Here is a 21,427-nt window from a genome sequence, read left to right on the forward strand (position 1 = left end):
GTTACATCCGTTCAGGTGCGGTGACGCCGAGCAGCCCCAGTCCGTTGGCGATGACCGTGCGGGTGGCGTCGTTGAGCCACAGACGCGCGCGGTGCGTGTCGGTGATCTCCTCGTCGCCGTAGGGCAGGATCCGGCAGTTGTCATAGAACCGGTGGTACGCACCGGCGAGGTCCTCGAGGTAGCGGGCCACCCGGTGGGGCTCGCGCAGCTCGGCCGCCGCGATGATCACCGCGGGGTAGTCGCCGAGCGACTTGAGGAGGTCGAGCTCCTTCTCGTGGTCGAGCAGCTCGGGGTGGAACGCGTCGCTGGCGCCGCGGGTCAACCCGACGTCGGCGGCGTTGCGGCCCACGCTGGCGGTGCGCGCGGCCACATATTGCACGTAGTAGACCGGGTTGTCCCGGGTGGACCTCGTCCACAGCTCGACGTCGATGTCGATCGGGGAGTCGATGGAGTAGCGGGCCAGCGCGTACCGGGCGGCGTCGACGCCGATCTTGTCGACCAGGTCCTCGAGCGTCAGCGTGGTGCCGGCGCGCTTGGACATCCGCAGCGCCTCGCCGTTCTCCACCAGGTTGACCAACTGTCCGATGAGGATCTCGAGGTTGCTGTCGGGGTCGTCGCCGAAGCACGCGGACATCGCGCGCATCCGGCCCACGTACCCGTGGTGGTCGGCGCCCAGCATGATCACGACCCGGTCGAAGCCGCGCTGCCGCTTGTCGAGGTAGTAGGCGCAGTCGCCGGCGAAATAGGTCCAGTCGCCGTCGGACTTGCGCAGCACGCGGTCCTTGTCGTCACCGAAATCGGTGGTACGCAGCCAGACGGCGCCGTCGGCCTCGAAGATGTGGCCCTCGGCGCGCAGCCGCTCCAGGGCCAGGTCGAGCTCGCCCTCGTCGTGGAGCTGCTTCTCGTTGAAGTAGACGTCGAAGTGCACGCCGAAGTCGGACAGCGAGGACTTGATCTCGTCGAACATGATGTTGACGCCGTCGACGCGGAAGATCTCGAGGCTGTCCTTCTCGTCTTTCTCGGCCGCCTCGGGGTTTTTGGCCGCGACCGCGGCGGCGATCTCGCCGATGTAGGCGCCCCGGTAGCCGTCCTCCGGCGTCGGCTCGTCGCGGGCGGCCGCCCGCAGCGACCGGGCGAACCGGTCGATCTGGGAGCCGGCGTCGTTGAAGTAGTACTCGGTCGTCACGTCGGCGCCCGCCGCCCGCAGCAGCCGGCTCAACGCGTCGCCGACCGCGGCCCACCGCACGCCGCCGATGTGCACGGGGCCGGTCGGGTTGGCGGAGACGAACTCCAGGTTGACCCGCTGGCCCGCGAACCGCTCACTGTGCCCGTAGGCCTCACCGGCCTCGACCACCACGCGGGCGAGCTGGCCGGCGGCCGCGGCGTCGAGCCGGATGTTGAGGAAGCCGGGCCCCGCGATCTCTACCGATTTGATACCTGGGGCGCGGCCGAGCTGGTCGGCGACCTCCGCGGCCAACTCGCGCGGCGGCACGCCGCTCTTCTTGGAGAGCTGAAGGGCCAGCGTGGAGGCGTAGTCGCCGTGCTCGGGGTTGCGGGGTCGCTCGACCGCGGTGCGCTCAGGCAGGGCGGAAAGATCAAGGCCGCGTCCGGTGAAGACGGCGCGGGCGGCGGCGAGCACGACCTCGGCGAGCTTGGCGGGAGTCACTGATCCATGCTAGCGGGGGTAGACTCTGTCACTCGGTGGCGACCCTGCGCGCCCGATGATGCATCCCCCCATCACCGACCGAACTGACGAGGCACCATGAGCATCAGCACTCCGGCCGGCGACTCGAGCCGTCAGACCGCGCCGCCCGCTGCCAAGAAGGCCGTTGCCGGTGCGGGTCGCCCACCCGCCGCGCGTGGTGGCGCGCGTTCCGGCGGTGGTTCCGGTGGTTCCGGTGGTTCCGGCAACCGTCCCGGCGGAAAGGGCCGGCCCGGTGGCGGCGGGCCGCGCAAGCCGATCAAGCCGGTCAAGGTCAGCCAGGGCCGCAGCTGGGGCCCGATCGCGCTGTTCACGGCGGTCGGTGTGATCGCGGCCGCGATCATCGGGTACGGCGTCTACGCCGTCACCGTGGGCCCGCAGACGTGGCAGGAGAAGGCCGAGAACATCTCGGGCATCAGCGACTTCCGCACGAGCGACCCCAAGCTGTACGACACGCGGTCGCACAAGAGCGGCACAATTCAATACGCGCAGATGCCGCCGGTCGCCGGCGACCACAACGTCTCGTGGCAGAACTGCATGGGCAACGTGTACGACGCGCAGATCGCCAACGAGAACGCCGTACACAGCCTCGAGCACGGCGCTGTCTGGGTGACGTACCGGCCTGACCTGCCCAAGGACCAGGTCGACGCGCTCGCTGGCAAGGTCGAGGGCCAGGAGTTCACCATGATGAGCCCGTTCCCGGGGCTCGACAAGGCGATCTCGCTGCAGGCCTGGGGCTACCAGCTCAAGGTCGACAACGCGAGCGACAGCCGGATCGACGAGTTCATCCGCGCGCTGCGCGTCAACGCCTCCCAGGAGCCCGGTGTCGGCTGCTCGGGCGGCGTCACCGCGACCGGCACGACCCCTCGAGAGCTTCAGCAGCAACCGCAAGGGCAGTGATCGATGAGCACGACGTACGACGCCGCGGTCGACGCCTCCTCCTCGCCTGACGATGACGAGGTGGCGCCGCCGCGGCGCTGGCGGCCGCTGACCCTGGCGGCCGCCGTCGTCGCGGCCGTGCTCCTGCTCACCGTCGCCTTCGGCGCGGGGTGGTTCGCGCAGTCGCGCAACCACCCCGGCGAAGGCTCGGTGGAGGCGGGCTTCGCCCGCGACATGTCCTCGCACCACGCCCAGGCGGTCGAGATGTCGATGCTGGCGCTCAACAAGAGCACCCAGCCCGACCTGCGCCTGCTGGCGGGCGAGATCGTCCAGGCGCAGCAGGCCCAGATCGGCATGATGCAGACCTGGCTGCGCACGTGGGGGCTCGAGCCGACCGGCCACGAGCGGCCGATGGCCTGGATGAAGGACGGCGCGAGCCTGCTGCAGAACGGGCTGATGCCGGGAATGGCGAGCCCGGCCGACATGACGGCGTTGCGGGACGCCACGGGGCCTGCTTTCGACCGGCTCTACCTGCGCCTGATGCAACAGCACCACCTGGGCGGGATCCACATGGTCGAGGGCCTTCTGGCGGAAAACCACGACCCGGACGTGACCTGGCTGGCCGAGGCGATGGCCAAGGGCCAGCGTTCGGAGCTGGAGTTCATCCAGCAGATCCTCACCAAGATCGGTGCTTAGCGTAGTTTCCTGACTACTTTGCGCTACCTCCTGGTGGCGTGCGTCGTTGAGCTGTCATGGGGGCACTGCTCGACCCGCGCGGCTCGGCGCTGAGCTGGTGCCGCCGCGAGCGCATCGGCGGTGACGGCGCCCTGGCCGCGGGTCCTCGCGCTTCCGGCGGGTTCTGTTTGACGCGGGCGCAGGAGTTGGCCCTGATCGAGGCGATCCGCGCGGGTCGGCCGGCTGATCACGCGCTGGCGGGGCCGCTGTGGACCCGGCGGTCCGTGGTGGGTCTGGCGGGATCGCTGCTGGGGGTGACGCTGTCGTCCGCGCGGGCGACCCGGTTGCTGGCGTCGTGGGGTGCCGGTTTCCGCCCGCCGTCGTCGCGGGCGTGCCCGCTGTGCGCGGCGCCGGTGGCGCGGTGGGTGGAGACGGCGTTCCCGGCCATCGCCCGTAAGGCGGCGACCCACCGGTCGGAGCCGCACTGGATCGGCCGCTCGCGCCTCTACGGGGTGACACCGGCGGCGGACGTGGTCTGCGCGGTGACGGGCCCATCTGGGCGGCAGCGCCTGTCCTTCGTGATAGCCCCCGGCGGCCCGTCAGCGACGCTGCGGACCGATTTCCTTTTGGGCCTGAACCCCACCCGCCCGGTGCACGCGGTGGTGGACGGCTCGTGGGCGACCTGGCAGCTACCCCGGCGCCTGCCACCCCGGGTGGTCCTGCACGCGATGCCAAGCTGCGAGCGGCGGTAGTTCCCTGGCATTTGGCGGTCGTGCCTGCTGGTCGTGGGTCGCTCTGGTTCGGCACCGGCCTTTGGTGGCCGGCGCGACCAAGCGCCGCCTGGCCGCGGTTGGTGTCGGCGAGGTCTAGTGGTGGTGGTTCTGGTCGGCCATGTCACGACGGTTACGAAGGCCAACGAGCGCGATACCAGCGGCGATAAGGCCGACACCGACGAGCAGAACGACTCCGACGGCCATGCCGGTGGCCTGCGGCCCGGTACCGCCGTCGCCGCCACCGGTGCCGGGGACGGACGGAGGGCTCTCGACGTCGCCGTTGTCGCCATCTCGGACGGCCTGACGGAAGACCCCGGTGACGGCCCCGTCGGCGGCGACCCGAACGACCGCGTGAGCCGGACCACCGGTGACCCGCGGCGCGGGGACCGGACGCTCACCTCGCGGCGGCGACCCTACGGCTGAATCCTTGGCCAGGTCGGCCGGCGGAGCATCCAGGGCTCCGACCACTGGTCCGCCCACTGACCCGGACGGCGTCGGTCCCGGCAGTCCGGGTGGTGTCCCTGCTGCCGCTGGTGGCGCAGTTCGGCCAGGCGGTCCCGGTGCCGCCGCAGTTGCCGCTCCTGGCGCAGTCCGGCCCGGCAGTCCGGGTGGCGTCGCTGCTGCCGCTCCCGGGACAGTCCGTCGCGGCAGTCCCGGTGGCGTCGCAGCTGCCGCTCCTGGCGGAGTCGGGACCGGCTGGGCGCGGCCCGCCGATGCCGGCCTCGTCACAGCATGCGGAGCGTTGACCGCCGCCCCGACGAAGGCCGGTCCCGCCGACGAGGGCGAGGACTCGGCCAATGCGGCCGGGGTCCCGGCCGTCCCGCGTGAGGTCCCAGACGATCCCGGTAGGCGTTGTTGCGGATCGGTGGGTGACGTTGCGGAGTGGTGGCTGGGGCTGGTCGTACCCGATGGCTTGGCCCGCGTCTGTGCCCGAGCTTCCTGGTCGCGTTTCGCCGGGTGCGTGGGAGGGCGGGTCAGTTCGACGCGGCGGGCGCCCGACCCGGCGGGCGCCGGTTGGTCGGCAAAGGCCGGCCCGGCCCCCAGGAGCAGGCCAGCACCCACCGCCACCGCGGCGAGCGCGAGCGTGGGCCGCCAACGCATGATCCTCCAGCCTCCGTACGTGCCCGGACGACACATGCTTCTCGGCGGCTGACACCCGGCGCATCCGCTGAAGGGACAGGTTCCACCGCAGCTCGGACCCCCGACACGGCACCTCACGGGTGCCCACCGCACCCACCCGGCGCGATCCCTGCTACTCTTTCTCGGTCGCTGAGCCCCCGTAGCTCAGGGGATAGAGCACCGCCCTCCGGAGGCGGGGGCGCAGGTTCGAATCCTGCCGGGGGCACCAAAAAGAACTGCGCCACCCCACAGGGCGTGTTGATCATCGAAGCGACGTACGCCTTGCCACCGCTACGACAGCCCTGAGCAGCGACAACCAAACGTTCCCCGCGCCGTTGGGTGGTTCGGCACGAGCTGGGCCACCCAGCGCCCACGCTCGGCGTCGGGCATCGGCAGGATCTAGCCGGGCCGAGCGTGCAAACTGATGATCCGCCATCCGCCCCTGATGCGTCGTCGCGTCCTGTTCTGCCGATGAGAGTGCATCGGCGGAACTCCGCCGGGGCTGAACGCACACCTGTAGATGTCGGCAATAGCAAGAGCGCAATCATTGGTCTCGGAATGTCGAGCTTGGCCGTCAACGCGATTTGCAGGACTCGGCCTGGTGGGTGCGGAAGCGATCGTACTGGGTCTGTGGCCGCGCTAAACGAGAAGGTCCGCGCACATCTGGACGACGTGCTCCGGGACCGCGTCGAACTCGCGCGGGTTCAGCTGCATCACGTACTCGTTCTCGATGTGGTAGGACTCGTTGACAAACTTCTTGAAGGCGGCATCGCCGCCAGGGGCATCGGGGTCAAGCTCTGAGGCGATGCGGAAGATCTGGACCTTCTCGTAGCCCACGTTCGTGGCGTCGAACTTGACCTTCAGGACCTCCAGGTCTTTGAGCTGCGCCAGGAGCACGTCGTAGTCAAAGCTGGGGATCACCTTCTGGATTTCGGCGATCGCTTGCTGGCGCTCATCCTCGTCAAGGGGGATGAACTCGCCCTTCTCGCCCTTCGAGCTGGGTTCATCCCGAACGTGGAGAAGGCTTGAGAGAACGTCGTACGCCGCCCCGCGCTCGCCGTGGACCTCGTAGCGGCGGCGGAGGTAGATGCACTTGATTACCGGGTCGGCGGATGAGCCGATGTTCTCGTCGCAGACTTGAGAGAACGTCATGATGTCTGCGGGCTTGATGGGCTTCTCCTCCACCTGACCCTCCCGGCTCTGGAGGAAGTGGACGGCGGGAGTGGCTGCCAGGAATTGCCCCGACGTCGCCGTTCGGACGATGTCGATGGCAGGCTCGATGTCGTGAGTCAGGAGCAGCGTGGTGAATCCCCGGAGGCTCTGCTTGCCGTGAAAGAGCTTGTGGAGGATGGCGAACTTCTTCGTCTTGTCGAAACTCGACACGGGATCATCGAGGACGACGAGGTCAGGCGCGTCGCGGCGGACCTGATGCATGAACAGAACAAGCGCGAAGGCGTTACGCTCGCCGTAGCTCAGATGCCTGCCAGCAGCTTCCAGGTGACCCGGAGAATCCTGGTGTTCAAGGATCATCCGATAGGACTCGCCCCTGGACTCGATCCGCACAGCGTACTTGTAGCCAGCGGACCGAAGGTACTCGTTGATCTCATCCTGGTTCCGCCGGATCGACTTCGCCACCGCTGCCTTCTGGATGCCCACCCGCCTCTTGATCTCGTTGATCCGCTGGGCAACATGATCAAGCTCCGCGTTCAGTCCTTCCACCACAACCCGGGTGTCCTCAGAATTGAGCGCATCAAGAAGTTCCAACTCGATCTTCAGACCCCGAAGCGCCTTGTCTACGTCGGGCTCATCGCGGAGAGAAACGAACGAGAGCCCTTTGAGCGCGGTGAACTTGTCCAGAAGCGTCTCGACCTGGCCTCGCAAGCTCGCCAGGAACTGATCTTCCTCTAGGGACAGCTCATCCAGGCTTGTCGTGATCTTTCGCAGTTGTTTAAGACGCTCGGGCACGAAGAATAGCGCCAGATGGTCGATGGCATGACGCAGCGCGCTCATATTCTTGACTGCAGCTGATTCGTATTCCGCAGAGACGTGGACAGCGGTCTCCTTGTTCACGCCGGGAATCGAGCAAAAGGGGCAGTTATCAGACAAATCGAGGTAGCTCGTGCCCTTCGATTGCCAGGACAGCCAACCCGCAGGGTCCTTGCTGCGGAGGAACTTCTCGAAGCCAGAGAGGCGCTTCGGGATCATGGTTAGTTTCCCGCCCATGCTGAGCGCCTTGAATCCCTTGCTGGTCTTCGCGATCGCGCCGGATCTGGTGATGATGAAGGCGTTGCGCAACTCGGTGAAGCTGGCTATCGCAGCATCCAACGCCTTATTCTCCGAGAAGAGTGCCTTCAGGTTCTCGAAGATCGCCTCAAGCTCCTCGACGCCCGCTTGGTACTCCGGCGTCTTAATAAAGATCTCGAAACTGTTCTTGACCACCTCGTCTTGTTGGAAGACGAACTGGGAGACGTACCGCTCATCGAAGACCAAGACGTTCCTGATTTCGTCGGCGCCCAGCACCATCGGCGATTTTCCGCTGTCACCCCGGCGGTACTTGAAAGGGAGTAGCTCTCGCAGGGCACCCTCGTCCTGGGTATTGAGGACGAGGGCACGGGCGATGGTGCTCTTCCCGATGCCGTTGGGTCCGTACTTGATACTGAGCGAGTCGCGCCGGAGGCTGATCCGCGCTTCGGTGATGCTGTTGCAGTCCGTGATGGTTATTGCGTAGTAGTCAGATTGCGCGGGAACTGCGGACTGCTGCAAAGGGGTTTGGGCTGCCTTGGCCATGGTTCTGCCACCATTTCACAACCTGCGCGCCGAACCGGCAAATGTCAGCCGAAAGAGGTAATCCCACCTGATGCTGGACGGATCGGTCCCAGGAGATGCTTGACGACCCGATCTAGATCCGTTGGGCTGACGTGACTCAGCGAGGGTTGCAAGCCACGCAGACGTCCGCTCATGCCGCCGACCGTGCGCTCTGGCGCCGGCGCGTCCGTCGCCCTCGGTAGCCTTCGGAACCGGGACGCCCAGGTAGGGGTTCGGCCGTGCCGATGAGGAGGCGTCAGTCGCGCGGGTAGGCGCTGCTCGCCGTCGAAGGTCGCGCCTCAAACGACGTCGGCGAAATTCTGCTGCGCCGTCAGAGCGACGGCAGCTTCGATCGGGCGGTCCCGAAGGTCAGCGGTCGGGCTATCGTGCCGTGCGCTTCGGGGCGCGGATGGCGGCCTCCAACCGTAGGCCGGTTCCGACGAGGACGAGCAGCCAGGCCAGAGTGAATGGACGGTCGGTGGTAGTGCCAAGGGTCAATGGGGCGATGAGCAGTCCGACCACGATTGCGGCGGTGTCGACGTTCCGGAGGGTGATGGTGGTCAACAGGCGGCTGAGTCTGCCAGGCATGTGACCGTGCAGTCATCCGGAGCCTGCGAGAGGTTCGTCGGCGTTCCGATGAACGTCCGCTTCTGCCGCCGAGCGGGCGACGGCAGATAGGAACTCCCCGTACCCTCCGTAGACGCCTGGCGCGGGGGTTCGACCCGACCCGGCGCACGCACGTGCCGAGATGCGGATGACGCTAGGGCTGGGCCGGGTTGCGGTACAGCGGAGCCGGGTCCCCGTACTGAACCCGTCGGACACCACCGGGCAGGGCCCTCGCCATAGCCTGGGACGCGTCGACGGAACATCCCACGGTGAACTCGACTTCCTCGTCGACCTCGCAAGCCAGGCACCAGGCTTGATCCTCGGGCCACACGAGGTGCGGTTCCTGATAGCCCTGCGCAGAGCCGTACCAAGCCAGGTACGGCGCGTCTCTGAGTACTTCGACAGGCCCGGTGAACAGCAGCATCGCTCGATGAGGAATCGGCACTCGTGGCGCCTCAGGATGTGGGTCCCCGCCCCAGCCTTCCCAGATCGCCGCATACGCAGTGGCGGGCGTGGCCGTGTAGGTAGCGAGGGTCGCGAGTACCCGGCGAAGGGCAGGATCCTCCCCCTCCGCCGGAGCCTGGGCGAAGGCGACACGCACGTACACGTCGAAACCTGGTGGGCCGTAGCGAACAAGATCCCACCAATCAACATCAGACCGGAGCAACCATTGCGCTGCGTCCAGGGTTGCCGCGGGTCGTACCTCGGTCATGCCTCCAGTCTGACGCCCCACCGCCAGCAACCAACGCACTCACATGCGCGAAGCGTGCGCGCCGCTCCTCCGCGCGCTACGCGTGGCGACGCCGGTGTTCGCACGCTCGCGTACTCCCTGCCGATGGAGCGTGCATGTAATGCATTACCACAGGACGGGACCTTGGTCGCGTCATCGCCGGTCTCAGGTCCTTGACTTGAAGCACAGTTGATGTTGACACTGCCGCATCGATATGGAAACGCATGGGCGCGCAAAAGTTCGGAGGGACGACGTGTCGGGAAACGACGGGTTCGACGTTGAGGCCTTTCTGGCGCGGCCCCTCACAGCTCGACTCGCGACGAGCGGCCCGACGGTTCGGCCGGTTTGGTATCTCTGGGAAGACAGCGCCTTTTGGATCATCACCGGACGGTGGTGGAGGGTGCATGCGCACGTCAAGGCCGACCCTCGGATCGCCCTGGTGGTCGATGAGTGCGACCTCGCGACCGGCATCGTCCGGCAGGTGATCGTCCGCGGCCGCGGGGAGTTGGTGCCGTTCGATTTGCCACGCGGTCGCCGAAAGCTTCGCCGATATCTCGGTGTCGACGAGTCGCGCTGGGACCCGCGCTTCCGTCTCGCCGACGGCGTCGCAGACTCAAGCCAGACCAAGAATGCCTGGCTCCGGATCGGAGTCGAGTCGCTGGTAGCGAAGGACTTAAGCTTCTCAGTCTGAACAGGTCTCCGGTGGATACCGTGCCAGTCGGTACATCCACTCTCCCGTCTTGGTCCGCGCATGCGGCCGAAGAGGCCGGCCGCCTCGGTCGTTCGATGACGCTGAGCGCGACAGGGGGAGTCAGGGGCACGAAACCTGCGCCGTTCAGGGGACATCGACATCTACTCCCGGATCGGACCGCATCGCCGCTGCTCGCAACGCTGTCGACAGCTCCGGCCGGGCGCATCAGGCATTAAGGCTGGCAACTGGTTGCCGGTGTGCCAAATCCTCTGCTGGTGGTAGACCCGAGGCGGATCGACCTGACACGATGGCCGTCAGCTCCGTCAATGCGTACGAAGCGAACGGGGGTTATAGCAATGGGCTCGGGCAGGATCCTTGTCGCAGTTGCTGTCTTCTTCGCGATGGCGTTCGGGGTGCTGGGCGTGTTCGGCGGGGGAAGGGACGGCGGGCCAGGAATCTCAGGCACCGTCGAGCAGGTTTATGAACCCACAGCGGGGCCCTTGCCCCACCCGCAGTCCGATACGCGCAAGCCTCCGGGCACTGACGGAACCGATCCGTCTCGAGCGACCATCCGATGCGGCGAAGGCCAGGTCGTCGTCTGCGTTCAGGAAGTTTTCCCTCCCCGCTGACCCCCGGTCCCTCGCGCGCCACCATTGTCACCTCCCGATCGGAGGAAACCGTGGTTCATCGATCGCGTTCGCCAAGAAGATCTCTGGCCGTTTCCGGGGTGCTGACTCTCATCCTCGGATTCCTCGTCCCGGCCACCGCCGCTGAGGCGGAACCGCCCCCGATCCCCCGTCCGCAAAGTGACCTTCGCCGGCCGCCGGCGTCCCAAGCCGACAAGCCCCTTCCGGAGACGTGCGATCTTGCCGCGTTGCGCGCGTCGGCGAAGGGCGCCGACACAGCCCTCTGCATAACCCGCGCCAAACCCGGTATGCCAACGCCGCGCTCCCGGCTGCGCACTTCCCAAACGTGCCCGCCTGGTGTCTGGACAAGTACCCCGGAGCGTGGTGGTACTACCGGTTCGAGGGTTGCCGGATCAACTACATCACCATAACTGCCAGAATTGTCCAGACTGGCGTGGAGGTGTTCAGGGGCACGGTCGCCATCAGCGACTACATGTTCACCAACGAGGCCGTCCCGAACTGGGCATTCGACTGGTCCCTTCAGCTTGTATCCGTCCAGCTTGGAAACCCTCTCGGTCTCAGCATCAGCAACGCACGTGTGCAATGCGTTGGGATGGGGTCCAACGACTGGCCATGCGGCGTCTCGTCTGGAGGCGACGGCATCCCCAGTCAGCCGCTCGTGCCGAACGTGGCCGCGCGTGGGGTGTGGTACATGACGTCGCCCGACGAGCTATCGACGCCGGGCATCATCATGAACCACTTCGTCCAAGCTCGCGTCCAGTTCAACTACGCATACCCGAACACGCCCCCGTTGGACTGGCCGGACATCGGCCAACGAATCCGGTGTGACAACGCATTGCCCGGCTACGCGCTCAGTGGCTGCACTTTCCCCTACCGGCCCTACCTGGCGTACTCGCAGGCAACTTTTCCCGAACTCACCGCGCACATCGCGTCCGCCCAGGCGGCCGGCGCTCCAGGGTCGGATACGCTGCCACCCAAAGTCCCACTGAACCGGCTCACCAACACCGCGCTCGCCGACAAGAACAGGAACACCGCGTGCCCGCCCGCAGTCCCGCGGCCGCCGGGGAAGTCATGTGATGAGTACCCGTTCCGGTCGACATGGCAGGGCCACTACACACGGCGCGGCGGTTATCCCGTGAGCGCGCGCATGATCGACCAGGACGAGAACTCGCTCGGCGGCACCGACTTGGGAACGTTCTACAGAGAGAACCGCGTGATCGAGAACGACGCGTTCTGGGTGTGGATCACGCCTTAAGGAGCATGATGGTCCGCTCGGCGCACGGCTACCTACGGGTCGACTATGGCCAGTTCTACGTGGCCGATCCCTGGCCGGCGCCGAAGAAGGCCCGTGACGCATACCCACATTCCAACGGACTCGTTGGGAGCGTCCCCGGGTAGCGATGATCCGCACTGGCATCCAGAGCGGGCGGGTCATCGTCACCCTGGAAACGCTCAACAGTGCTCCCGATGTCGATACGTCGGAGTGGGAAGCATCAGCGGACATCGACTTCGAATCGTCGGGCAACGCGACCTTGCTGACCTGGGAACATGACATACCAGACTGGTCGTTCCCGCTAACCACCACACCTGGCTCCTATCGCCTCAGGGTGGCCGCGAACGGCCGCGGAGTCGCCCGCGATCTGGTGATCGTCGACGAACCGACCGAGGCCTACCTCGTCCAGATCTGGCCGCAGGCGGAACAAGGCCCTTTTAGGAGCGTGTTGGTCAGGTCCGGTTGAAGGTGCGGCGGGCTCGTCATTGGTCTAGCGGGGTTATGGTGATTGACGCATCGGCGGCGCCGCCAGGCTCGCGGCGGTTAGAGCCCTTTGGCGCCGTCGCGGTTCTGCCACCACGCCGCGAAGCCAGACGGTGACGAGCAGGCCGATGGTGTCGGTGACGATCAAACGCTTACGACCGCTCGACTCCGGCATGACAAGGCTGCCGCGGATCCCGGGCGTCGGACTGCCAGGGACATCGAGCCGTCTCGCGTTGCAGTCGATTGATTCGGGCAGTAGAGAATGACGTCATCGTCAGTATCTCTTAAGCGAACCGCCCAGTTTCGGGCCAGCGCCACCGATTATGTCCCACAGCTCTTGTTTGGTCATGCCGACCTCAAGTGCAGTCGTGGCAACAAGATCGGTTGCGGCAACGGGCACGTCCTCTATATGCCGATCCGCACCAGGGTGAGTGGTGGGCCAAAGTCCGTCTACAACATCACTTGCCCATGCGATCTGGAGTGAATATAGCCAATATGCCTTGGATGCAGAATCTGCGCTCAGCGTCAGGTTGCATCGATCAAGTGCGCGTTTCACCTCAGGTGATACTGCCTGGCAGTCATCCACGAGCGCCCGTCGTTCCTCGGGCGTTCCTTCGTTCGCGACGTCAGCGATCGCCAGCTTGTTAACACGGTCCGACAGACGCTCTAGGACTTGAAACAATTCCACCAGCGCCGCCACTCTGTTCGCCCGGACCAACGCGGCAGAATCTGGTTGCGACTTGAGCAATCCTTTGTAGGCCAACATGGCCTTGCGATCGATGTCACCCCGGTCGTAGCGGGCATGGCAGGTTGGACACAAGGCGATCAAGTTGTCGAAGCTATGTTCGCGAACCTTGCTCCAGGATGTAATGTGCGCCAACTCCACCGGCACAGCGCGGCAGGTGGGGATCGCGCACCGGTGCCCGGCCTCTACCAGCACTGCGCGCTCGAGCTCGCGTGGGACAGCGGGACGTCCGTCAGGCACAACAACCACACTAAAGGATGTCTCGTAACCCGGCGCCTGTCTGGTGGGGACGCTGGGCAGGTTGCCTGAGGACGCTGTCGCCGTGGCCGGACCGTCGGCGCCGCCCGGCCGAGTCCCCGCCAACACCGCAACCCGTTTGCCCGGCACGCGTACGAGTATCGCTGCGCAGTCATGCCGCAATCCGCGCGCTTGCGGCTCCCCGAACAGCGGCGCGCGTCTCGGGCGGTCCAACCCCACGACGGGCCCCAATGCAGGGCGACCGTGGCACGAACCTGCGCCGCTCCGGCGACATCTACGCGCGGGTCGGAGGCCACATCGCCGCTGCTCGACAGCCTCGGCTGGCGCAGGGGGTGTCTCTAGACGGGGGCACGTCACAGAACTCAAAAGCGCAACGCGACCGGCCGATCACTGATCGTGGAAACCTGGTTTGTGTTCGACTAGGCGATCGAGGATGCCTTGGCCCAATGGCCGGGGCATCCTCGCGTTAGCCGGATGAACGTTGACGGCCGCTGACGACGTGGGCGATGACTTCGACCGTCTCGGGCCACCGTCTCGCCAGCTCAGGCAACGCGGTCTGCCACGGGCCTAGAATCAACGCTTCTGCGAGGAGGCCGAGGGCTTGTCGATCATCGGTCGACCGTGCGATTCCTACTAGGGCCGACGCCAATTGGTCGGGGTCGCTGATCCTGCGGGCCAGCTTCTCGGCTCGGTCCTGCCCACCGTCCATCGCCCTGCTCTGGGAAAGTCCAGCCAAGGCTCCGGCTTGCCAATCTGCACGTGGAATCGCGAAGGCCATCTCTTCCGCCCTATCGAGCTCGCCGATCGTCACAAGCAGATCCGTGATACTGGCGAGGGCTATCGACCGCTCGGCCGGCTTGGTGACGGCACGGGCAAGCTGCTGGGCTTCTTCGGCCAATGAGTGCGCCCGACCAACGTCGTCGGCGTACGCTGCCTTGGCTACAGAGGCGAGCGCCCACGCCCGCGCGTATGCCACCGCGATACCGCGAGCAATGTCTTCGGCCTGCGCATGGGCACCCGCAGCGACGAAGGCGTCGACGACATCCATCAGCACCCGGGGCAGTAGGCTCGACGGCACGTCACGGGAGCTCACCAGCGACTCGCGGGCAAGTTCGAGCGCGCGCTCGGGCTCATTGGCCAATGCCCAGGGTTCGCATAGCCAGGACAACGCGAACGTCGCATAGTACGGATCAGTGAGTCCGCGGGCCACCCGCTCTGCGTCGGTGAGTAGTTCTCGCACCCACGCGGATCCCATCAATGGACCGCCAAGCCCGGCAAGTCGCGTCATCGCGGAAACCCGGCCCTCATCGTCGTCCGACATTGACCACAACTTCCGTGCAGCCTCGGACATCAATCGTCGAGCCGGTTCCGTGTCGCCGATGTCGGCAAACGCGAGTGCAAGATCCCACAGTTCATGTGCACGGTTCATTGGGTCGTTGGCGCTGCGGGAGTTGAGTTCGGCCTCGGTCGCGAGGCGGTGAGTCAGTCTCTCATCGCCGAGCGTGGCGGCGGCGACCGCGATATCGGTCAGCGCTTTGGCCCGGGCACCTGGTCCTTCGATCCCTTGGGCGACGCGCTCGGCTACTCCTGCTAGGCGTCGGGCCGAGGCCAGGTCGCCCTTTGTCGCGGCGGCACGAGTCCCGTACGCGAGTTGCCAACGTTTGGTCGTGTGCATAGCCGATTTCCGATGCGGCACGTTCGGTGCGGCTAAAGTCGCCCGAGTCAGCGGCCGATCGGGCGATACAGATCCACAGGTGGTCCCAGAGGTCTTCAGTGTCCTCGCCGTCCGCGATGCGCTCTGCCCATTCGTCGTCGACGTCGACCGCTGCGGCGATGATGGCTTTGAGCGCCCCCTGTCTCGTCCGTGCGTCCGTGGCCAAGAGAACCGCGCCTTCGGCTTCGGCAATCAGAGTCCGGCCCTCTTCGCGGTTTCCCATCTCGATTACCGCTTGCCCAATCGCAGGCAGCGTCCTCGCCCGCGTGGCGGGATCATCGATGCCGCGCGCCGCCTCCGCTACCTCGGTTGTCAAGGACGCGGCTCGCTCCTTGTCGCCCAGGGCGAACACAGTCCGCGCGACAGCGATCAGCAAGACCGTTCGATCTTCCAGGTCCTCGTCGTTGCGGGCGAGCGTCTCGGCCTCTTCAGCTAATCGCCGGGCCTGCTGGTGGTCCCCCCGCTCCGCGGCAGCCTCGGCCAGCTTGGCGAAGCCGCGAGCCCGCTCGAGCGGATCAGCGATCTCGCGCACAACCCGGTCGGCCCAGTCGTCCAACCCGAACTTCGCGATCGCCGCGGCGAGCGACGGGATCGAATCGGGAAGTGTGATGTCATCCGCCGCTCTGGCCGCCTCTTGCGCAAGCGCGATTAAGTCCTGGTGCCCTCGGTCTTGCAGCACCCGGCAGATACCGACAAAAGCCTCCGCACGCCACTCCGGCCTCGAAATACTCCGGGCCAGTTGCTCGGCTCGGGTAACCAGACCGATCGCAGCCCACGCAGCGGGCAGACCGGTTGGCATGTAGGCGTTGCGCCCTTCCAACTCGCCACGCCGGACGGACAAGACAGCAAGACTCGCCACATTCGGCTCCTCATGAGCCAAGAACAGGTTCTGCACCGTCCTCACCTCAGCGAGCGCCATCGCGTCCCCGCCTGTTAGGTCGAGCATCCGGTCGTGGCGGCCACGGTCGGTACCGCAGGCGAGCATGCGGGGTAGGTCGCCAGTGGCGTCGAGTAGCCGGTAATAGCCGCGGAGCAAGTACTCAGGGGTGCCTTGGGGCCATTCACGGGTGCGGTAAGAATCGGCCCAAAGATGCAGTCGCTGCCGGTAGGTGTCGAGCCGGGTCGGACCGAGAAACCGGATGGCCTGTTGCTGGAGCTCTTCGTGACCGAGGACGTACACGCTGGTCTCGGCCCGCCACCGTCCGGCACGGACGGTGAAGGTACGGCCGGACACCGCGTACAACTGCTCCTCCACCTCCCATTCTTCCCCGCCAGTCAGCTCAGCCAGGTCGGCAGCGGACAGACCACCCCCGGCTGCGGTGAGCAAGCCGAGCAGATCCTGTTCGACAGAACTGCCCCGAAGAAGACGCTTGAGTTCACGATCGGCGGCGTGCCGAATCCCGTCGGCATGGGCCGATCGCTTAAGCGACCGCACCCGGGCCACATCGCGTAGCGGATGCCTTGCCGGAACGTCGGTCGGTACCGGTGGGTTGAGGCGGCCCGCGACCACGATCCGCATCCCGGCCGGCGGGTGCTCGGGGAGCAAAGCGGCGATGCTGTGCGCATCCGGGCCGGCGGTGACGCCGCGGTCCTCGTCGAGCCCGTCGACGAGGAGCACCAGACGTTCGCCACCGTCGCGGCAGACAGCCGCGGCGGCGTTGAGCAGCCCCAACAGGTGGGCATAACGGTTGGCGTCGGTCAGGTAGGCGGGCATCGGCTCGTCGAGCAAATCGGCGAGTTGCTCCATCACCAGGTCAGTGAACGCGACCCAGTCGTTCTGGCCGGCGTAGCGGGCGGTGATAAAGAACGACACGACCCGCACCCCCGGCGGCGGGTGTAGCGCGAACCATGCCATCAACGCGGACTTGCCCGCCCACGCGGGCGCCCGCCACCATGTATACGAGGGAGCCGGTTCCGACGCGGCGCAGAACGCGGCCAGCTCGGCCAGTTCGGTGTCGCGGTCCAACAACACGGCCGGGGCGATCTGACGGATCTGCTCCCGGTACGCCGACCTGGCGATCGGTGCAGAACCCAGATTGACAGTACCGATCACACCGCTATTCGCGAGTCCGCCGCTGCTGGCGGTCGCGGTACCGGTCTGACGAGCTGTCACCTTCACCGCTCTACCTCATCCATCGTGCCCTGTTCAGCGGCTGTGGTCCTCGCCGGTGTTAGCCGACCCGCCCTGGGTCGCGGTCGCATCACCAGTGCCCAGCACCGTCGTCGAATCTGCCACGACACGGCCGGTCAGCCCAGTATTCGCCCGACTCCCCGCCCCATGCGCCTGCGCGTTCCCGGTTCTGGCAACGCGGGTCCTGCCAGGTCGTTGTGAACCTCCCGATCGGGAACCGATCTGCCAGGCCAACACCAGGCCATAGACACCAACCACCACCGAGATCACAGTGCCCGAGATCGACACCCACTTCTCCGCCCGGTCCAGACCCTGCCCGGTCAGGAATGCGGTGCAACCAACCAGTCCGACCACGATGAGCAGCACGGCAATGATCACTTTCAGTGGCCGACCCATCCGCACAGCATGACAAACCAGCGCCACACGATGGTATCGACCTCTCGGATCCCCGACCTCCCGCCACAACCGCATCCGGCAGGCTCGACGATGGGTAGCTGTCGCAGTGAGAGCGGCACGACTTGACTTGTCGGAGTTATTCACTCCCGTGATCACGGCGAGGTGGTCATAGAAGTGGATCTCCAGGTGTGCGACCCGCTGCCCGGAGTCCGCCACGACGACACGGGGGCAGACCGGTGCTGTCTGCCGAACTAGTCCTGTGCGGACGGACCACGATGGACTGGCGGCGGCAGAGGGCGTCCCAGAGATTGCGGACGGCACTGTGCGTCGTCGCCTCGGCGGCATGATCCCGGGGCTCAGCTGAGGAGGTCTGTGCCTTCGCGCACTGTGGATCCTGGTCTCCACCCGAGAGCGACGCGACGCGATGCACCCCGCGATCCGTGATACCGTATGACAACCTAACGACACGTGTCATACAGTAGAATCGGAGGACGGCATGGCTGTTCTAAATGTACGGGTGGATGATCATGTCCGCGATCAACTCAAGGAAATGGCGGACGCCGAGGGGGTGACCCTAAGCGAGTACGTCCGCGATCTGCTGCTGGCGGCTGTGATGCCCGTGTACGCGGCGGACGTGAAGCACGGCGATGAGCCTGCGCCCGAGAGCATGCGGACCATCGACCGGCGGGTGCTCTCGCTGCTGCACCGCATCCTCGCGCGTGTACTGCCGGACGACGCGAACGACGTTGACGGTGACCTGGAGTACCAGCTGGAGCGTGCGAAGATTCTCGAAGAGGGGTTCGCCGGTGAGTACTGGCTGGAGGTCGCAGGCCTCAGGACCGAGCTGTCGAAGCGCGACTGTGGACGGGTGTCCGACATCCTTGAGATGTTTCGGATCATTACCTTCAGCATCGACCACCTCAAGGAGAACAGCACGCCAGTGGACGAGAAGCTGGCCTTCCAGCTCGAGTTCCGGGGCTTCGACCACAACGACGCGCTAGAGGGCCACATGGCGACGTACGTCGAGTACCAGATGCGGGATGATCGCTGGTCGGAGCTCAAGCCGCAGGTCAAGCGGAACGACCGCGGCAACTCACACGCGCGGATGCTCGACACCTACATGCGGATGCTGGGCGAGTATCGCCGCATCATGGACAGTCGCCAGCGCGGATTCGATCGGTTCGATTACCTGCTGGCTTTCGACGAGCTTCGGCAGATCGCCGATGCGCGCGTACATCCTTCGAACCGGCCACAGCGCTGAGGGACGCGCAGAGCGAAGCGGACCGTCGTGATGAGGAGCGAGCCGCTCTTTGCATGCGCCGACGCTCCCTGCGCGACCTCCCCGATACATTGTCGCCGAAATCGCGGTACGCCTTCTACATGTGAGAACAGGCCAAGCAACTATTCACCCGGGGCCCCCGACGCCCGCCATCGCCGGGTTGCGGTCGGGGCGCGGCGTCCGAACACGCACGACCGGGTCCCGGGCCGTCGCTCCGGGATGTGTGCCGCGCTTGCTCCGGCCTCCAGGTTTCGCGACGCACCGCCTCGCGGCGCCGGCGCAGTTAGTCAAGCCGTGCACGCGGTCACCGCTGTACACGATAGACGGCAAATCCTGAGGTCTCACATGGCATGGCCGCGCGGACGGTGACCAAACCTAGTCGCCATGGGCCGCCTGATGGTCCACGGTGGATGTTGACAACTAGGGAGGCACCGCGTGGATCAGCTCAGGTTCGAGGCAGCCCTCGGGACGTACACCGTTAGCGTCGCCCCGGAGAGTATTTGGATCTTCAAGGGGATGGGCACCCACTACTTCCAGCTCCAACTGGAGGTCGGCATTCCGCAGGTCGGCGCGGAGGCCGGACGGCTGCTATGCCTGGAGACAACCCTCTACGCTCCGCAGCAAACCGGACCGCGTGCACCGCTCGATTCGGCGAACGTATCCGTCCCGTTCAACGCGACCGGCGAGGTCCGACGGCCGACGCTTCAGTACCTCATCACCAACGCCCAACTGCTGGCTTTGGAGCAGCATCGCGCCGGTGACCTTCGCCTGGAACTTCAGGTGCGGGGCTTCCTGCCGCAGTCGTCCGGCTTCCCTGGGGCATCTGAGATCACCGAGCACCTGAGCATCGCCGAGAGCAGGTGGCGCCAGCAGCTCGCCGGGCTCGGCCGCACGCTCGGGGCGGAGATGCTGATCCCCTTTCCCGCCGACGATGAGCCACGCAGAGTCATCGCTGACTTCCTCCGCGAGGCCCAACGGCTGCTTGGCGGCAGCGAGATCGACTCTGCGATGCTCCAGGTGCGTAAGGCGCTGGAGACTATTAGGAAGACAAGCGGCTGGAACTGGCCGGGCAAGAAGGACAAGGGCGACACCACCGCCGATGAGCGGTGGGCCTTGATCCGATCGGCGATGGAGGACCAAGCCAGCGGGGCCATGCACGTGGACCCGGGCACCAAGGACTACAAGTACAGTCGGGCCGAGGTAGAGACGTTGATCGCAATGACCGGCGCCCTGTTGCGTGTCATGGCGTGACGCGGCGCCCGCCCCAAATACGGACGGTCTCAATCGCTCACTGCGCTTCCAGGCCGTCTTCGGGAAAGCTCGAGTTGGACGGCGATGGCGCGGCAACCGGGATCTGCTGCCTTTCGTTGACCGGGTTCGCCGCGTCGTCAATACGACGAACCCGGGGTGCTCTCGACCCTACGGACGACAACATCTGTCCGTCGCGGACATTCAGGCGTGAGTGCGCGGCGGAATCGCAGGAGCCGTCATGGTCAGGTAGCGGAAGCCGGCTTCGGTGAGTTTGTCGGCGTTGAGGCAGTGGCGTCCGTCGAGGATCAGCGGTGAGCGCATGGTGGGGGCGAACTTGGCCCAGTCGAGGTCGCGGTAGTGCGTCCATTCGGTCGCTACGACGATGGCGTCGGCGTCGTCGAACACACCTTCGACGTGGTCGGTGAGGTGTTCGGCAAGGGCGGGTTGTTCCCGGCGGAAGCGGTCGGTGGCGATGGGGTCGTGCAGGGTGATCCGAGCTCCGCGTTCGAGGAGCAGGTTCGCGATGTCGATGGCGGGTGAGTCGCGCAGGTCGTCGGTGTCGGGTTTGAACGCGAGGCCGAGTATGCCGATCTTTCGGCCTTTGATGATGTTGAGTTCGTCGAGGAGGCGGTCGACGACCTTGGTGCGCTGGCGGTGGTTGACGTCTCGGGCGGCGGTGACGATGGGCATAGGGAGGTGGTATTCGCTGGCGGTGGCGACGAGTGCTGCGGTGTCTTTACCGAAGCAGGATCCACCCCAGCCGATGCCGGGGTTGAGGAAGCGCGGGCCGATGCGGGCGTCCAGGCCGGTGCCGCGGGCGACCTCGCGGATGTCGGCGCCGACCTTTCCGGCGATGGCGGCGATCTCGTTGATGTAGCTGATCTTGAGGGCGAGGAAGGCGTTGGCGGCGTATTTGATCAGCTCGGCGGAGGCGAGGTCGGTGGAGACCAGAGGTACTGCGCCAACGCCGACGGGGCGGGGCAGGACGGTGGGTGGGGTGAAGGACTGGTTGAGGATGGGTCGGTAGAGCTGGTTGAGGATGTCCAGGCTGGCTTGGCTGTCGGAGCCGATGACGATCCGGTCCGGGTAGAGGGTGTCCGCGAGCGCAGTGCCTTCGCGGAGGAATTCGGGGTTTGACGCGACTGCGAACTGGCCGTCGGGGCGGTGGCCGTGGTGGCGTTCGTATGCCTCGCGCAGGATCGCGTCGACCCAGTTGCCGGAGCCGATCGGGACGGTGCTCTTGTTCACCACGACGGTGAAGTCGCCGCCT

Annotated in this window: 18 protein-coding genes and 1 tRNA gene; 11 read left to right on the forward strand and 8 right to left on the reverse strand. The window is 66.1% G+C overall.

The features are described from left to right. Window position 1: 1 nt before the first annotated feature. On the reverse strand, window positions 2–1,666 hold the full coding sequence (argS, locus tag Asi02nite_RS26240) for an arginine--tRNA ligase (protein ID WP_203716575.1): 1,665 nt from the start codon (window positions 1,664–1,666) through the stop codon (window positions 2–4). A gap of 96 nt (window positions 1,667–1,762) precedes the next feature. Here argS and Asi02nite_RS26245 point away from each other — a divergent pair, with 96 nt between their 5' ends. From Asi02nite_RS26245 to Asi02nite_RS26270, 6 genes are all read left to right on the forward strand, one after another. After that, on the forward strand, window positions 1,763–2,602 hold the full coding sequence (locus Asi02nite_RS26245; protein ID WP_203716576.1) for a thioredoxin-like domain-containing protein: 840 nt from the start codon (window positions 1,763–1,765) through the stop codon (window positions 2,600–2,602). Window positions 2,603–2,605: 3 nt separating this feature from the next. After that, window positions 2,606–3,277: a DUF305 domain-containing protein gene (locus Asi02nite_RS26250; RefSeq protein WP_203716577.1), complete on the forward strand. Its 672-nt coding sequence runs from the start codon at window positions 2,606–2,608 to the stop codon at window positions 3,275–3,277. A 56-nt stretch (window positions 3,278–3,333) separates the two neighbouring features. After that, the gene (locus Asi02nite_RS26255) at window positions 3,334–4,008 is read left to right on the forward strand and encodes a COG3415 family protein (protein ID WP_203716578.1); all 675 of its coding nucleotides are present in this window, start codon (window positions 3,334–3,336) and stop codon (window positions 4,006–4,008) included. Window positions 4,009–4,128: 120 nt separating this feature from the next. Then, complete coding sequence (locus tag Asi02nite_RS26260; protein WP_203716579.1) at window positions 4,129–4,452, forward strand: hypothetical protein; 324 nt, start codon at window positions 4,129–4,131, stop codon at window positions 4,450–4,452. A gap of 92 nt (window positions 4,453–4,544) precedes the next feature. Then, window positions 4,545–4,775, forward strand: coding sequence for a hypothetical protein (locus tag Asi02nite_RS26265; protein ID WP_203716580.1), 231 nt, complete (start codon window positions 4,545–4,547; stop codon window positions 4,773–4,775). A gap of 527 nt (window positions 4,776–5,302) precedes the next feature. Next, window positions 5,303–5,377 (forward strand) — tRNA-Arg (locus Asi02nite_RS26270). A 410-nt stretch (window positions 5,378–5,787) separates the two neighbouring features. Here Asi02nite_RS26270 and Asi02nite_RS26275 read toward each other — a convergent pair. The 3 genes from Asi02nite_RS26275 to Asi02nite_RS26285 all read right to left on the reverse strand — a co-directional run bounded on the left by Asi02nite_RS26275 (window position 5,788) and on the right by Asi02nite_RS26285 (window position 9,271). Further along, on the reverse strand, window positions 5,788–7,935 hold the full coding sequence (locus Asi02nite_RS26275; protein ID WP_203716581.1) for an AAA family ATPase: 2,148 nt from the start codon (window positions 7,933–7,935) through the stop codon (window positions 5,788–5,790). Between the two features lie 399 nt (window positions 7,936–8,334). Further along, window positions 8,335–8,517 carry a hypothetical protein gene (locus tag Asi02nite_RS26280; protein WP_203716582.1) on the reverse strand — a complete coding sequence of 61 codons (183 nt, stop codon included), beginning with the start codon at window positions 8,515–8,517 and terminating at the stop codon, window positions 8,335–8,337. Window positions 8,518–8,713: 196 nt separating this feature from the next. Continuing rightward, window positions 8,714–9,271 (reverse strand): hypothetical protein, encoded by a 558-nt coding sequence (locus Asi02nite_RS26285; RefSeq protein ID WP_203716583.1) that lies wholly within the window; start codon window positions 9,269–9,271, stop codon window positions 8,714–8,716. 271 nt (window positions 9,272–9,542) lie between these two features. On the opposite strand from Asi02nite_RS26285, the gene Asi02nite_RS26290 reads away from it, so the two are divergent. The 3 genes from Asi02nite_RS26290 to Asi02nite_RS26300 all read left to right on the forward strand — a co-directional run bounded on the left by Asi02nite_RS26290 (window position 9,543) and on the right by Asi02nite_RS26300 (window position 12,366). Further along, window positions 9,543–9,980: a pyridoxamine 5'-phosphate oxidase family protein gene (locus tag Asi02nite_RS26290; RefSeq protein ID WP_239127105.1), complete on the forward strand. Its 438-nt coding sequence runs from the start codon at window positions 9,543–9,545 to the stop codon at window positions 9,978–9,980. A 1,080-nt stretch (window positions 9,981–11,060) separates the two neighbouring features. Further along, window positions 11,061–11,882 (forward strand): NucA/NucB deoxyribonuclease domain-containing protein, encoded by an 822-nt coding sequence (locus tag Asi02nite_RS26295; protein ID WP_203716585.1) that lies wholly within the window; start codon window positions 11,061–11,063, stop codon window positions 11,880–11,882. A 145-nt stretch (window positions 11,883–12,027) separates the two neighbouring features. Further along, window positions 12,028–12,366, forward strand: a complete 339-nt coding sequence (locus tag Asi02nite_RS26300; protein WP_203716586.1) for a hypothetical protein — start codon at window positions 12,028–12,030, stop codon at window positions 12,364–12,366. 291 nt (window positions 12,367–12,657) lie between these two features. On the opposite strand, the gene Asi02nite_RS42800 is transcribed toward Asi02nite_RS26300, so the two are convergent. The 3 genes from Asi02nite_RS42800 to Asi02nite_RS26315 form a co-directional block, all read right to left on the reverse strand. Continuing rightward, window positions 12,658–13,743 (reverse strand): HNH endonuclease, encoded by a 1,086-nt coding sequence (locus tag Asi02nite_RS42800; protein ID WP_373312330.1) that lies wholly within the window; start codon window positions 13,741–13,743, stop codon window positions 12,658–12,660. A gap of 1,133 nt (window positions 13,744–14,876) precedes the next feature. Beyond that, window positions 14,877–17,219, reverse strand: a complete 2,343-nt coding sequence (locus Asi02nite_RS26310; RefSeq protein ID WP_203716588.1) for a hypothetical protein — start codon at window positions 17,217–17,219, stop codon at window positions 14,877–14,879. A 27-nt stretch (window positions 17,220–17,246) separates the two neighbouring features. Continuing rightward, window positions 17,247–17,627, reverse strand: coding sequence for a hypothetical protein (locus tag Asi02nite_RS26315; RefSeq protein ID WP_203716589.1), 381 nt, complete (start codon window positions 17,625–17,627; stop codon window positions 17,247–17,249). Between the two features lie 517 nt (window positions 17,628–18,144). Between Asi02nite_RS26315 and Asi02nite_RS26320 the strand changes: the two genes are divergently transcribed. Next, a complete protein-coding gene (locus tag Asi02nite_RS26320) occupies window positions 18,145–18,888 on the forward strand; it encodes a YfbU family protein (protein ID WP_203716590.1) in 744 nt (247 codons plus the stop codon). A gap of 453 nt (window positions 18,889–19,341) precedes the next feature. Next, window positions 19,342–20,157: a hypothetical protein gene (locus Asi02nite_RS26325; protein ID WP_203716591.1), complete on the forward strand. Its 816-nt coding sequence runs from the start codon at window positions 19,342–19,344 to the stop codon at window positions 20,155–20,157. Between the two features lie 201 nt (window positions 20,158–20,358). Here the strand turns inward: Asi02nite_RS26325 and Asi02nite_RS26330 are convergent. Further along, a partial coding sequence (locus Asi02nite_RS26330; RefSeq protein ID WP_203716592.1) for a UDP-glucose dehydrogenase family protein occupies window positions 20,359–21,427 on the reverse strand: 1,069 nt, incomplete at its 5' end.

It is taken from the genome of Asanoa siamensis (assembly GCF_016862555.1).
Lineage (GTDB): Bacteria > Actinomycetota > Actinomycetes > Mycobacteriales > Micromonosporaceae > Asanoa > Asanoa siamensis.